The sequence below is a fragment of the Burkholderia sp. Tr-862 genome, assembly GCF_011753085.1.
Classification (GTDB): Bacteria; Pseudomonadota; Gammaproteobacteria; order Burkholderiales; family Burkholderiaceae; genus Burkholderia; species Burkholderia ambifaria.
This window is the reverse complement of the sequence record NZ_VWWG01000076.1, coordinates 19,718-32,480: the sequence shown is the minus strand read 5'-3', so window position 1 is coordinate 32,480 and position 12,763 is coordinate 19,718. Positions and strand designations below refer to the sequence as shown.

General features: G+C 67.0%; 11 protein-coding genes. 6 read left to right on the top strand and 5 right to left on the bottom strand.

Translation table 11 applies throughout. The features are described from left to right. The 6 genes from F3J14_RS20375 to F3J14_RS20350 all read left to right on the top strand — a co-directional run. Positions 1-2,394: MMPL family transporter (locus F3J14_RS20375; protein ID WP_166724555.1), on the top strand; the 2,394-nt coding region annotated here is incomplete at its 5' end. Between the two features lie 70 nt (positions 2,395-2,464). Further along, a complete protein-coding gene (locus F3J14_RS20370; protein WP_166724554.1) occupies positions 2,465-3,544 on the top strand; it encodes a Rieske 2Fe-2S domain-containing protein in 1,080 nt (359 codons plus the stop codon). A 283-nt stretch (positions 3,545-3,827) separates the two neighbouring features. Then, on the top strand, positions 3,828-4,031 hold the full coding sequence (locus tag F3J14_RS20365) for a cold-shock protein (RefSeq protein ID WP_006751843.1): 204 nt from the start codon (positions 3,828-3,830) through the stop codon (positions 4,029-4,031). 461 nt (positions 4,032-4,492) lie between these two features. Then, complete coding sequence (gene infA, locus F3J14_RS20360; protein WP_006751842.1) at positions 4,493-4,756, top strand: translation initiation factor IF-1; 264 nt, start codon at positions 4,493-4,495, stop codon at positions 4,754-4,756. Positions 4,757-5,182: 426 nt separating this feature from the next. Continuing rightward, positions 5,183-6,433, top strand: coding sequence for an alkaline phosphatase family protein (locus tag F3J14_RS20355; RefSeq protein WP_166724553.1), 1,251 nt, complete (start codon positions 5,183-5,185; stop codon positions 6,431-6,433). Further along, complete coding sequence (locus F3J14_RS20350) at positions 6,430-6,678, top strand: hypothetical protein (protein ID WP_166724552.1); 249 nt, start codon at positions 6,430-6,432, stop codon at positions 6,676-6,678. The genes F3J14_RS20355 and F3J14_RS20350 overlap by 4 nt, the downstream gene beginning before the upstream one ends. A 233-nt stretch (positions 6,679-6,911) precedes the next feature. On the opposite strand, the gene dmpG is transcribed toward F3J14_RS20350, so the two are convergent. From dmpG to F3J14_RS20325, 5 genes are all read right to left on the bottom strand, one after another. Further along, positions 6,912-7,943, bottom strand: coding sequence for a 4-hydroxy-2-oxovalerate aldolase (gene dmpG / locus F3J14_RS20345; protein ID WP_166724551.1), 1,032 nt, complete (start codon positions 7,941-7,943; stop codon positions 6,912-6,914). A 16-nt stretch (positions 7,944-7,959) separates the two neighbouring features. Beyond that, on the bottom strand, positions 7,960-8,859 hold the full coding sequence (locus F3J14_RS20340; RefSeq protein ID WP_096499534.1) for an acetaldehyde dehydrogenase (acetylating): 900 nt from the start codon (positions 8,857-8,859) through the stop codon (positions 7,960-7,962). 13 nt (positions 8,860-8,872) lie between these two features. Further along, on the bottom strand, positions 8,873-9,655 hold the full coding sequence (dmpE, locus tag F3J14_RS20335) for a 2-oxopent-4-enoate hydratase (RefSeq protein WP_166724550.1): 783 nt from the start codon (positions 9,653-9,655) through the stop codon (positions 8,873-8,875). 105 nt (positions 9,656-9,760) lie between these two features. Next, a complete protein-coding gene (locus F3J14_RS20330; RefSeq protein WP_166724549.1) occupies positions 9,761-11,143 on the bottom strand; it encodes a DUF1329 domain-containing protein in 1,383 nt (460 codons plus the stop codon). A gap of 41 nt (positions 11,144-11,184) precedes the next feature. Next, positions 11,185-12,750 (bottom strand): DUF1302 family protein, encoded by a 1,566-nt coding sequence (locus tag F3J14_RS20325; RefSeq protein WP_166724548.1) that lies wholly within the window; start codon positions 12,748-12,750, stop codon positions 11,185-11,187. Positions 12,751-12,763 lie beyond the last annotated feature (13 nt).

Below are 12,763 nucleotides of genomic sequence, written 5' to 3'. Positions count from 1 at the left end.
ATCATCCGGCGGCGCCGGCTGCTGATGCTGCTGTGCGTCGCGGCGACGCTCGCGCTCGGCCTGTCCGCGACGCGCCTGAAGCTCGATCCGGGCTTCAACAAGATGATTCCGATGCAGCACCCGTACATGCAGGTGTTCGAGCGCTACGCGGGCGCGTTCCCCGGCGCGAACACGATCCTGGTCAGCCTGCGCTGGAAGGGCGACGGCGACATTTACAACCAGACGTTCATGGACGCGCTGCGCCACGCGACCGACGACGTGTTCTTCATCCCCGGCGTGAACCGCTCGCGCGTGTTCTCGCTGTTCACGCCGAACGTCCACTACACCGAGGTGACCGAAGCCGGCTTTCGCGGCGACGTGGTCGTGCCCGGCCAGTTCTCGAGCGCGAACCCGGACGATCTCGCGAAGGTGCGCCGCAACGTCGCGCGCTCCGGGCAGATCGGCCGGCTCGTCGGCAACGACCTGAAGTCGGCGCTGATCCGCGCGGAGCTGCGCGAGACCGATCCGGCCACCGGCAAGCGGCTCGACTACAGCGCGGTCGCGCGTCAGCTCGAGGAAATCCGCGCGCGGTATGCGAAGCAGGGCATCGACGTGAACATCATCGGCTTCGCGAAGCTGGTGGGCGACGTCGAAGCGGGGATCGCCGGCGTAATGGCGTTCTTCGCGCTGGCGTTCCTCGTGACGGCCGCGCTGCTGTTCGCCTATACACGCTCGCTGAAGACGACCGTGCTCGCGCTGATCGTCGCGCTGCTGCCGGTCGTCTGGCTGCTCGGCGCGCTGCCGGTGCTCGGGCTCGGCATTGACCCGATGTCGATCCTCGTGCCGTTCCTGATCTTCTCGATCGGCGTGTCGCACGCGGTGCAGATGACCAATGCGTGGAAGCAGGCGCTGGTGCGCGGCGCGTCGTCGGCCGAGGCCGCGCGCGACGCGTTCCGCAAGCTGTTCGTGCCGGGCACGGTCGCGCTGCTGACCAACGCGCTCGGCTTCATGGTGATCATGCGGATCAGGATCGACATCGTGCGCGAGCTCGGCATCACCGCGTGCCTCGGCGTGCTGCTGATGATCGTCACCAACAAGGTGTTCCTGCCGATCCTGCTGTCGTACACGCGCCTCGAACGCGGCACGCTGGCCCGTGCGCAGCGCACGGCGGCGGCCGGCGGCAGCCCGCTGTGGTCGCGCTTCGCGCTGTTCGCGCGCCCGGCGCCGGCGCTCGGCGTGTTCGCCGTGGCGCTCGCGCTGCTCGCGTACGGGGCGCTCGAATCGCGCAAGCTGGAGATCGGCGACATCGGCACCGGCGCGCCGGAGCTGCGCGCGAACTCGCGCTACAACGTCGACAACGCGGCGATCACGCACCAGTACAACATCGGCGTCGACGTGCTGTCGGTGATCGTCGAGACGACCGGCTTTGACGACGCATGCCTGCATTACCCCGTGATGAGCGCGATCGAGCGGTTCGAGATGAACATGCGCGGCGTGGCCGGCGTGCAGTCGGTGACGAGCGTCGCGTCGCAGGGCAAGGTGTTCATCGCCGCGTTCAACGAAGGCAACCCGCGCTGGGCTGCGCTGCCGCGCTCCAGCGACGGGCTCACGCAGGGTTCCAACGCGTTCGACCCCGACAACGGGATGAACACGGCGAACTGCAAGGCGATCCAGGTGCTGATCTACACGAAGAACCACGAAGGCACGACCATCGCGCACATCGTCGACGAGATCAAGCGCTACGCGGCCGACAACCCGACGCCGAACGTCGCGTTCCGGCTCGCGGGCGGCAACGTCGGCGTGATGGCCGCGACCAACGAGGCGGTCGGCGACGCGGAGATCGCGATGCTGCTGTCGATCTTCGGCGCGATCGCGCTGCTCTGCGCGGTCACGTTCCGCTCGTGGCGCGCGGTGCTGTGCATCGTCGTGCCGCTCACGCTGGTGTCGATCCTGTGCAACGCGGTGATGGCGCGGCTCGGCATCGGGCTGAAGGTTGCGACGCTGCCGGTGATCACGCTCGGCGTCGGGGTCGGCGTCGACTACGGGATCTACCTGTACGAGCGCCTGCAGCACGACCTCCGCCACGGCGCGACGTTGCCCGACGCGTTCGCCGATGCGATGCGCCAGCGCGGCACCGCGGCGCTGTTCACGGCCGTCACGATGTTCATCGGTGTCGGCACGTGGGCGTTCTCCGCGCTGAAGTTCCAGGTCGACATGGGCGTGCTGCTCGCGTTCATGTTCCTCGTGAACCTGTTCGGCGCGGTATTCCTGCTGCCCGCGCTGGCCGCATGGCTCGGCGTCGAGCGCGCCGAGCGCCGCGTGTCGCGCGAGCCGCAGCCGGCGTCGCCGCAGGCCGCGCCGACCGCCGCGCTCGAGCCGACGCGCGCGCTCGAATCCGGCAATCCGGTGCGCTGAGCGACCAACCTCCACCCAACCCCGGTGCGCGGCGGGCCGCCGCGCGTTCCCCACAGAGGAGTCAACCCACATGTCCGCACGCCCTTACAAGATCGAAGCCCAGCCGCTCGCGCAGCGCTATGCGCGCGGCTGGCACTGCCTCGGGCTCGCCCGCGACTACAAGGACGGCAAGCCGCACACGCTGAACATCTTCGGCCGCAAGCTCGCCGCGTTCGCCGATTCGACCGGCAAGATCAACGTCGTTGACGCCTACTGCCCGCACATGGGCGCCGATCTGAGCCTCGGCACGGTCGAAGGCGACAACCTCGTCTGCCCGTTCCACGGCTGGGCGTGGAGCGGGGAAGGGCAGTGCGCGTCGATCCCGTACTGCAAGCGGATCCCGCCGAAGGCGCGCATCGGCGCGTGGCCGGCCTGCGAGGAGAACAACCTGCTGTTCGTGTGGAACGACCCGGAAGGCAACGCGCCGCCGCCGGAAGTCGCGATTCCGCGCCTCGACGTGTGCTTCTCCGACGAATGGTCGGACTGGGTCGTCGACAAGATGGTCATCCAGGCCAACTGCCGCGAACTGGTCGACAACATCTCGGATGTCGCGCACTTCGCGACCGTGCACCACGCGCCGATCGACTATTTCGCGAACCTGTTCGAGGATCACAAGGCGACGCAGCTGATGGTCGGGCGCAGCGAGAAGCTCGGCGGCGACAGCCTGACCGCGCTGTCGACGTATTTCGGGCCGGCCGTGCACATCACGCAGATGACGGGGCAGAGCAACGGGCAGCCGATCCACTCGGTGCTGCTGAACTGCCACGTGCCGATCGACATGAACAGCTTCGAGCTGCGCTACGGCGTGATCGTGAAGAAGGTGGCCGGGCTCAGCGACGAGCAGAACATGGAGATCGCGAACGCGTACGTGAAGGAAGCGCAGCGCGCGTTCTACGAGGACGTCGACATCTGGCACAGCAAGACGCGTATCGACAACCCGCTGCTGTGCGAAGGCGACGGGCCGCTGTACCAGATGCGCGACTGGTATTCGCAGTTCTACCTGGACGCGGCCGACGTGCGGCCGTCGAGCGTCGCGCGCAAGGCGTTCGAGATGACGATCCGCGACGGCGGGACGCCGCCGGCGCTGCATCACGTGTTCGAACCGCGGTAACGGCGTCGCGCGGCAAAAAAAGGGGAGGGTCGCGTTACCCCCTCCCGATTGCCGCCGAGGCCCGCCAGGCAAGGCGGACACGCTATCGTGCGCCTGCGTCGCATCGAAAAGAGCTTGACGGATCGGCCGGCACCGCGTAGTGTCCGAGACCGAAGTCTTCAAGAAGTTCGATTGCTCATCATTGGCCGCACAGCACATTGTGCGGCAGTCGTTGGTCTCTCCCTCTTTGATTCTTTCTGTGCCCGTTGTGGGCGCTGTTCTCAATCGTATTAAGGAAGTATTTGTGGATACCGGTACCGTCAAGTGGTTCAACGAAACCAAGGGCTTTGGTTTCATCTCCCCGGACAACGGCGGCGACGATCTGTTCGCCCATTTCTCTGAAATTCGCGGCACGGGCTTCAAGACCCTGGCCGAAGGTCAGAAAGTCAGCTACGAAGTGAAGCGTGGCCCGAAGGGCCTGCAAGCGTCGAACATCACGCCGCAGTAAGCCGTGTCGGCACCGGCCGCCGAATGGCGGCCGCTGCCGGACGGAGCTCGCGCGGATGCCGGCCCTAGCCGGTGTCCTGCGCGTTCCGACGCACACGACCGATGCATCGCGGTATACACGATGCATCGGTCGTGTGCTTCCCTCATTCATCGCAGGTCTGTACGACGTGCGATTCAACGCCCTCGCGAAGCGTTCGCCGCGTCGCCAGCGGCCCATGCTGCAACCCGTAGGCCGTCGCCATGCCGCACGTGGCGCGGTCCCGACTTTGCGCGGTGCTGATCGCACCGCCGCCACTGACCGCCCGACCGCCGCAATGCGCCGGGCTCCGATTGCAAGATGGGCCCGTCGCCCGTCTGAACGAATTGAAACCCGGCATCCTGCCGGCGGCCGTCCCGTTGCGGGCCACGGCGCCGGTGAGCTCGCCGTGGCCGCGGTCATTCACCTTCTCTGGAGGAATTGGTTTGGCAAAAGAAGAACTGTTGGAACTGGACGGAATCGTCGACGAAGTGCTGCCGGACAGCAAATACCGTGTCACGCTGGAAAACGGCGTTGTGGTCGGCGCGTACGCGTCGGGCCGCATGCGCAAGAACCACATCCGCATTCTCGCGGGTGATCGTGTGACGCTGGAACTGTCGATGTACGACCTGACGAAGGGGCGCATCAACTTCCGTCACAAGGACGCGAACTCGACGCGTCCGCCGCGCAGCGGGCAACCGCGTCGCTAAGCAGTAACGGTCGGGCGCGCAACGCTGCTCCGATCGAAACCCGTCCGGCCATCTCATGCGGCCGGGCACACCGGATGGACGGCGTGATCAGCGCCGTTCGTCGGTCGCCGGCGGCGGTGCAGTGCCGCGGCGGCCAAGGTCCTCTTTTCCGGTCGCACTGCGTGTGCAACGCTCAAGCGGCCGTGTCCCGCAGGAACTCATCGATGAGCGTCGCGAAATGCGGCGCTCACGGTCGCGCTCGCGCAGAACACGCGCGTGTCGTCGCGGTTCGCGGGCGGCTTTACGCGCAAGCCGGCGCGGTCGTACACTCGTCGGCAGTTCACGGCCCGCGCGCGTGGCTTTCAATTCCTTCAATCCCTTCAGTCGCATTCAGCGCGCCCACGACCGTGCAGGCAGGACTATCGTCGCGCGACGCCAGGAGGCGCCATGAATGCAGACGCAGCCCCCGCATCCCCATCGGTTCAGGACCGCATCCGGCACGTGTTCGTGCTGATGCTCGAGAACCGCTCGTTCGATCACCTGTTCGCGCTGTCGGGCATCGCCGACATCGTCGCCGCGTCGCCGCGTAACAGCAACGCATACGGCGGCGAGGTCTATCCGTTCGGCGGCGGCGCGCCCGACCGGATGCCGACCGACCCGTGCCACGAGTTCACCGACGTGCTCGAGCAGCTCTGCGGTGCCGGCGTGCCGTTCGTGAAAGGGCAGCCGTATCCGGCCGTCGGCAATTCGGGGTTCGTGTCGAACTACGCGACGTCGCATGCCGAAGGCACGCCACCGCAGCCGGCCGACGTAAGCAAGATCATGCAGGGCGTCGACGTGCGGACGCACGCGCCGGCGCTGTACGCGCTCGCGAACGCGTTCGTGCTGTGCGACGCGTGGCATGCGTCGATGCCGGGGCCGACCTGGCCGAACCGTTTCTTCCTGCACGGCGCGTCGTCGGCCGGGCTCGATCATTCGCCGACCCGGGAAGAGATGGGCGGGTGGGACGCGTTCGACGGTTTTCCCTATCCGAACGGTTCGATCTTCGGCGCGCTCGGCGACGACAACTGGCGCATCTACCAGGACCAGACCGGTGATCCGCTCGGCCATGTGCCGCAGGTTGCATCGCTGAAGGGCATCAGCTTCTTCGACGTCGACGATCTCGCGCATTTCGAAGCCGATCTCGCGGCCGGCTACACGGCACGCTACACGTTCATCGAACCCAGCTACGGCGACATCGTGCACGGCACCTACCGGAACGGCACCTCGCAGCATCCGATGGACGGGCTCGCGGGCGGCGACCAGCTCGCCGCGCGCGTGTACAACGCGATCCGCAATTCGCCGGTGTGGAACAGCAGCCTGTTCGTGATCGTCTACGACGAGCACGGCGGCTTCTACGATTCGGTCCGCCCGGGCGCCGCACCGCCGCCGAACGACGGCGCGCCCGCGACGCTGAACGCGAACGGCTTCGGCTTCGACGTGTACGGCGTGCGCGTGCCGGCGATCGTGATTTCGCCGTGGGTCGCGGCCGGCCAGGTGGACCACACGCCCTACGATCATGCATCGGTGGTCGCGACGCTCGGGCGCCTGTTCGGCCTGGCGCCGCTGACCGGCCGCGACCGCGTCGCCCACGACCTGCTGGCGCTCGTGACGGCGACGTGCCGCACCGATTGCCCGCAAAGGATCGGTACATCATGAGCACGACCCCGCAACCCGACCCGCGCGATGCGCTGCCCGTGCATGACGGCACGAGCCTGCTCGCGTATCTGCACATCCTGAAGAAAGCGCACGCGGCGCTGGTTGGCCATGCCGACGCGCATCAGCGTTTCAGCAAGATCGTCACGCGTGGACAGGCGCGGCAATATATCGAGGAGCTGATGCCGGCGCTGTTGCAGAAGCGCGCCGAGCATCGGGCGCGCAAGCACGGCGGGAAGCATCGCTGAGCGGAGGGCGTTGCCGTGCGTGCGTAGCGGCAAGGTGACGCGTGATGCCGCCTGCCGCACGCTGCGCGCCGACACGGCCGCGCCGGTGAACTGAACCACCGTGCTTGCCACCTCGGCGTCGCCGCGCGAGGTTGCTCGCCCCTGGCGATCACGTTCTGTTCCGCATGATCGCCGACGCATCGGACGATGCCGGCCGATAGCGTCGGTTACTCAGATTATGGAAGCTACGCCGATTACGCCGCCACCGCCCGCGCCCGAACCATCGTCAGCGCCGCATCCTCGATCATGTCCTCCTGGCCGCCGACGAGCCGTTGCCGGCCCAGTTCGACGAGAATGTCGCGCGCCGGAATCCCGTACTTCGCTTCCGCGCGCTTCGCGAACAGCAGGAACGACGAGTAGACGCCCGCATAGCCGAGCGTCAGCGCATCGCGGTCGAGGCGGATCGGCGCGTCCATGATCGGCACGACCAGATCCTCGGCAACATCCGAGATCGCAAACACGTCGACGCCGGTCTCGATCCCCATCCGGTCGCATACCGCGACGAACACTTCCATCGGCGTGTTGCCCGCACCCGCGCCGAGGCCGGCCGCGGCCGCGTCGATCCGGTTTGCGCCGGCCGCGACTGCCGCGACCGAGTTCGCGACGCCCATCGCGAGATTGTGGTGGCCGTGGAAGCCGAGTTCCGTCTCCGGCTTCAGCGCGGCGCGCACCTGGCTGATTCGCGCGGTCACGTCGTCGGGCAGCATGTGGCCGGCCGAATCGGTGATGTAGATGCAGTTCGCGCCGTACGACTCCATCAGCTTCGCCTGCACGACGAGCTGCTCGGGCGACGACATGTGCGCCATCATCAGGAAACCTACGGTATCGAGCCCGAGCGTGCGCGCGAGGCCGATATGCTGTTCCGACACGTCGGCTTCGGTGCAGTGCGTCGCGACGCGGATCGTGCCGACGCCGAGTTCGTGCGCCATGCGCAGGTGCTCGACGGTGCCGATGCCGGGCAGCAGCAGCGCCGATACCTTCGCCTGCTTCAACTCCGGAATCACGGCGCTCAGGTACGCCTCGTCGGTGTGCGCGGGAAAGCCGTAGTTGACCGATGCGCCGCCGAGCCCGTCGCCGTGCGTGACCTCGATCAGCGGCACGCCGGCCGCATCGAGCCCGCGCGCGATGTTGCGCATCTGGTCGAGCGTGATCTGGTGACGTTTCGGGTGCATCCCGTCGCGCAACGACATGTCGTGGACGGTGATCTTCTTGCCTGCAAGTGACATCGTGTGACTCCTCGACTCAAGCGGTGGCGGCCGTCGCGGCCAGCATCTGTTCGGCGAAACGCTCGGCCGTGGCGGCCGCGGCGGCGGTCATGATGTCGAGGTTGCCCGCATACTTCGGCAGGTAGTCGCCGAGCCCCTCGACTTCCATGAACACCGACACGCGGTTGCCGTCGAACACCGGCCCGTTCTTCAGCGTGTAGCCGGGCACGTAGCGCTGCACTTCCTTGACCATCGCATGCACCGACGCCGTGATCGCGTCGACGTCGGGCGGGCCGTCGGTCAGGCAGTGGATCGTGTCGCGCATGATCAGCGGCGGCTCGGCCGGGTTGATCACGATGATCGCCTTGCCCTTGCGCGCACCGCCGACCTGCTCGATCGCACCGGACGTCGTGCGCGTGAATTCGTCGATGTTCTTGCGCGTGCCGGGGCCGACCGAGCGCGACGACACGGTCGCGACGATCTCGCCGTACGCGACCGGCTGCACGCGCGACACCGCATACACCATCGGGATCGTCGCCTGGCCGCCGCACGTCACCATGTTCACGTTCATCTGCGCGCTGCCGAGGTGCGCGTCGAGGTTCACGGGCGGCACGCAGTACGGCCCGATCGCGGCGGGCGTCAGGTCGATCATCTTCACGCCGAGCGCGGTGAGCTTGTCGGAGTTGTCGCGGTGCACGTAGGCCGACGTGGCGTCGAACGCGATGCGGATCTCGTCGTCGGCGACGTGCGGCAGCAGCCCGTCGACGCCGCGGTCGGTGGTCTTCAGCCCGAATTCGCGGGCCCGTGCGAGGCCGTCGGATGCCGGATCGACACCGACCATCCACACGGGTTCGAGCACCGGCGAGCGGCGCAGCTTGACCAGCAGGTCGGTGCCGATGTTGCCCGGCCCGATCAGTGCGCATTTGATTTTCTTCATCAGGAGTCTTCCTTTAGATAAAGCGGACGTCGCAACCGCCGATGCCGGAAATGTGCATCGACAGTGCGTCGCCGGCCGTGACCGGAATCAGTTTCGCGAGCGAGCCGGACAGCACGATTTCGCCGGCGAGCAGCGGCACGTCGTATTCGGCGAGCGTGTTCGCGAGCCATGCGACCGCGTCGGCGGGATGGCCGAGCGCCGCATCGCCGCGGCCTTGCGCGACGGGCTCGCCGTTTTTCTCGATCGTCATCTCGCATGCGGCGAGATCGAGCGTGCGCGGATCGACGCGCGCATGGCCGAGCACATACACGCCGCACGACGCGTTGTCGGCGACGGTGTCCTCGATGCGGATCGCCCAGTCGCGGATGCGCGAATCGACGATCTCGAAGCAGGGTGCGACGGCGGCCGTCGCGGCGATCACGTCGGTGCGGTCGATGCCGGGGCCGCGCAGGTCACGCGCCAGGATGAACGCGATCTCGCCTTCGGCGCGCGGCGCGATCAGCGATTCGGTGGCGATCGCTTCGCCGGCCGCGTAGTGCATGCCGGACAGCAGGATGCCGAAATCGGGCTGGCGCACGTTCAGCATGTCCTGCACGGCCTGGCTCGTCACGCCGATCTTCTTGCCGACCACCGATTCGCCGCGCTCGACGCGACGTTCGATGAAGCGTTGCTGGATCCGGTACGCATCGTCGAGGGACAGGCGGCACGGGCGGCTCGACAGCGGTGCGACCGGCGCACGTGCGTGCCACGCGGCGTACAACTCGTCACCGAGCGTCGTATGCAGGCGGGAAGACATGAAAGGGCCCTCGAATCTCGAATGGAAAGGGCCGCCGTTGCGGGCGGCGTCGTGCGCCGGAGCGCGGCTCCGGCGCGTGGGTCGCGGGCATGCCGCGCCGGTTGCTTAGTTACCCGAACTGCGGATCGCGTCCGGCGAGAAATACGCTTCGTTGAACTGGGGGCTGTTGTCGAGCTTCGGCATCGGGCCTTCGTTCGTCAGGCGGTCGGCCATGTACGCGCCGGAGATCAGGTCGTGGTAGAACACGACGCCCGGGTAGAACACCTTCGCGTCATACGCGTACAGCGTCGTCGCGACGTTGGTGCGCCACAGCTGGCCGCGCGCGTCGTAGTTGTCGGCGAGCAGCGTCATCCACGAATCCTCGTCGATGTACAGCACGCGCTTCGCATACTGGTGACGGTAGTTGCTCTTGAGCGTCGCCTGCAGCACCCACACGCGATGCAGCTCGTAGCGGATGTATGACGGGTTCTCGTGGCCCTTGGTCAGCAGGTCCGCATACTTGACCGAGCTGTCCATCGCCTTGTAGTTGTCGTACGGCACGTAGATCTCGCGCTTGCCGACGATCTTCCAGTCGTAGCGGTCGCCGGGGCCGTTGTACAGGCGGTCGTCGTCGACGGTGCGGAAGCCGCCCGGGCCCTGCGGCTGGTCGTAGCCGTACTCGGGCGCCTGGCGCACGCGCCGCGTGCCGGGGTTGTACATCCACGTGCGCGACGAGTTGTCCGCGCCGGCCTTGTCCCAGTTCGTGAAGCCGACGATCAGGGAGCCGCGGTCGGACAGCGGCAGCTCCGTCGCATTGCGGTAGTACGTGCGGTTGTTCAGGTCGCTCTTCACGTCGAACTTGCCGGAATTGCGCGGCGAGTAGATGTCGTAGCGCACCTTGCCCCACGCGAGGTTGCCGTCGGAGTACACGACGGCCTGGTCGTAGGTCGCCTGCTCGGCGCCGATCGCCGACGAGAAGCGCTGGTTCCACAGCAGTTCGGCGGCCGTCTTCGGGATCGGGTAGGGCACGGTCGGCGGCGCGTTCGTGAGGCCGTTGGCGTCCGCCGTCATCGTCGAATCGGGCGCATACGCGCGGATGTCCTTGTAGACGGAATCCGCGTAGCGGAAGTCGCGATGGCTCGGATAGACGTTGATCTTGAAGGTGGCCGGGTAGCGCTTGAACATCGCCTTCTGGCCTTCGGTCAGGTGCTCGGCGTACTGCGCCATGTTGTCCGCGGTGATCGTCGCGACCGGTTTTTCGTTCGCGAACGGATCGGGGTAGCGGCTGCCGCGCTTGTACTGCACGTCGGGCGGCGTGCCGAGCCACTTGCCCGACCACTCGGGCACGCCGCTGTCCTTGCTCGCGGCGCGTACCGCGCCCATCGGCGTCAGCGGGCCGTCGAGCGCCTTCAGGTCGTCCGGCGTGACTTTCGCGAACGACGCCGTCGCGACGAGCGCGCACGCGGCCATCACCGACGCGCGCAGGAGGGGGAGACGAGTTCGTTTCATGACAAATCCTCTTCTTGCTGAGTGACGAGCGGCCGGGCCGCTCAGAAGTGGTAGGTCGCCGTGGCCAGCACGTAGTCGCGATCCGACAGCGGACGCGTGACCGGGTTGGGCGAGCCGAGGAACTTGGCGTAGACGAGCGACAGCTGCAGGTTGCTCAGGCGCGTGAACGTCACGCCGGCCGTCACGCGGTGATCGCCCTGGCCCGTCAGCGAGCCGAGCGCGCCGGCGAGCGGCGACGTGCCGGTCAGGTCGTGCGTGTAGGTCAGCGGCACGTCGAGATCCCAGCCGTTGAACACGTTCTTGTAGCTGAGCGTCCACGCGATCTCCATCGCGAGCGCGTTGCGCGAGTTGGCCAGCGTCGTCGAGCCGTCGAGCTCGGAGATGCTGCCCGCATGCACGTACGTGAGTTCGCCGATCAGCGACTGAGAGTTCGCGAGGAAGCTCGGCCCGATCGAGTAGATGCCCGACAGGTTGGTCTGCAGCACGTTCGCGCGCGTCGACTGCGGGCCGGTCGGCGTGTTGACGAGCACGGCCGCGCCCTGGCGGTACGACACTTCGCCGGCGACGTTGACCGGGCCGATCTGCGTGGAGAAGCTCGCGCCGGTCAGCTTGATGTTGCTGAAATACTTTTGCTGGTACTGGAGCGTCGGGAAGTAGGTCGTGACGACGCTCGGGTTCATGTCGTTGTAGTGCAGGTGGTACAGGCCGAGCTCGGTGTCGCCCAGCACGCGAAAGCGCGCGCCGATACCCCACTGGTTACGCGCGCTCGGCTTGTCGTCGGGGCCGCGCGGAATGATCATCCCGCCCGGGCCGATGATGTACTGCGCACCGGGCCCCGTGACGTCGGAGTAGCTCCAGTACGTGCCGGGCGCGGTCAGCCGGTTCTGCTGGTACGAGAACTGGTAGTAGCCGAGCAGGCTGAAGTTCGGCGTGATCTGCCACTGCGTCGAGATCTGCGGCACCGGCAGCAGGATGTCCTTCACCTCGGCGCCGGCCATGTACGACTTGGTCGCATCGGCTGGCCCCTGTGCGCCGGCGATGTTCGGGAAGAACAGGCTTTCGCCCCACGCGACCACCTGGTCGCCGACCTTCACGTTCAGGCTCGTCGAGCCGAGATGGAACGTGTTGTACGCATACGCGGCGAGCAGCGTCGTGTGGCCGCCCGACCAGTAGCGCGCGTCGCTCGTGAAGTTGTTGTACTGGCCCGACTGGTTCACGGTGCCCGGCGCATCGTTGTAGTTCGGGCGGTGATAGGCCTGGTCGTAGAACGTGTTCGCGCGGACGAACACGCCCCAGTCGTCGTGCTTGAGGTTCACTTCGCCGAGCAGGCTGACCTGGTTCTCAATCAGCTTGTTCTTCGCGAAGTTGCGGTCGCCGTCGTCGCCGTTGATGTTCGCGGGCGTCAGCAGATTGCCGCTCGGCGCACGCGTGCGCATGCCGAGCCCGTAACTGAGCGTGAACGTGTAGTCCAGCGTCGTGTCGGCGCCAAGCTCGATCGTGCTGCCGGCGTGCGCGTCGGGAACGGCGCACGACAGCAGCGCGACGGCCAGCGTCGACAGCGTGGCGGCGGCCCGCTTGTCGGTACGGCGCGAAATCCGTTGATGCATGGTGTCTCCTCTG

What these genes read in the sequence shown, in the direction of transcription:
- F3J14_RS20370 (WP_166724554.1), top strand. Translation starts at nt 2,465, where the DNA reads ATGTCCGCACGCCCTTACAAGATCGAAGCCCAGCCGCTCGCGCAGCGC.
- F3J14_RS20355 (WP_166724553.1), top strand. Translation starts at nt 5,183, where the DNA reads ATGAATGCAGACGCAGCCCCCGCATCCCCATCGGTTCAGGACCGCATC.
- F3J14_RS20350 (WP_166724552.1), top strand. Translation starts at nt 6,430, where the DNA reads ATGAGCACGACCCCGCAACCCGACCCGCGCGATGCGCTGCCCGTGCAT.
- dmpG (WP_166724551.1), bottom strand. Translation starts at nt 7,943, where the DNA reads ATGTCACTTGCAGGCAAGAAGATCACCGTCCACGACATGTCGTTGCGC.
- F3J14_RS20340 (WP_096499534.1), bottom strand. Translation starts at nt 8,859, where the DNA reads ATGAAGAAAATCAAATGCGCACTGATCGGGCCGGGCAACATCGGCACC.
- dmpE (WP_166724550.1), bottom strand. Translation starts at nt 9,655, where the DNA reads ATGTCTTCCCGCCTGCATACGACGCTCGGTGACGAGTTGTACGCCGCG.
- F3J14_RS20330 (WP_166724549.1), bottom strand. Translation starts at nt 11,143, where the DNA reads ATGAAACGAACTCGTCTCCCCCTCCTGCGCGCGTCGGTGATGGCCGCG.
- F3J14_RS20325 (WP_166724548.1), bottom strand. Translation starts at nt 12,750, where the DNA reads ATGCATCAACGGATTTCGCGCCGTACCGACAAGCGGGCCGCCGCCACG.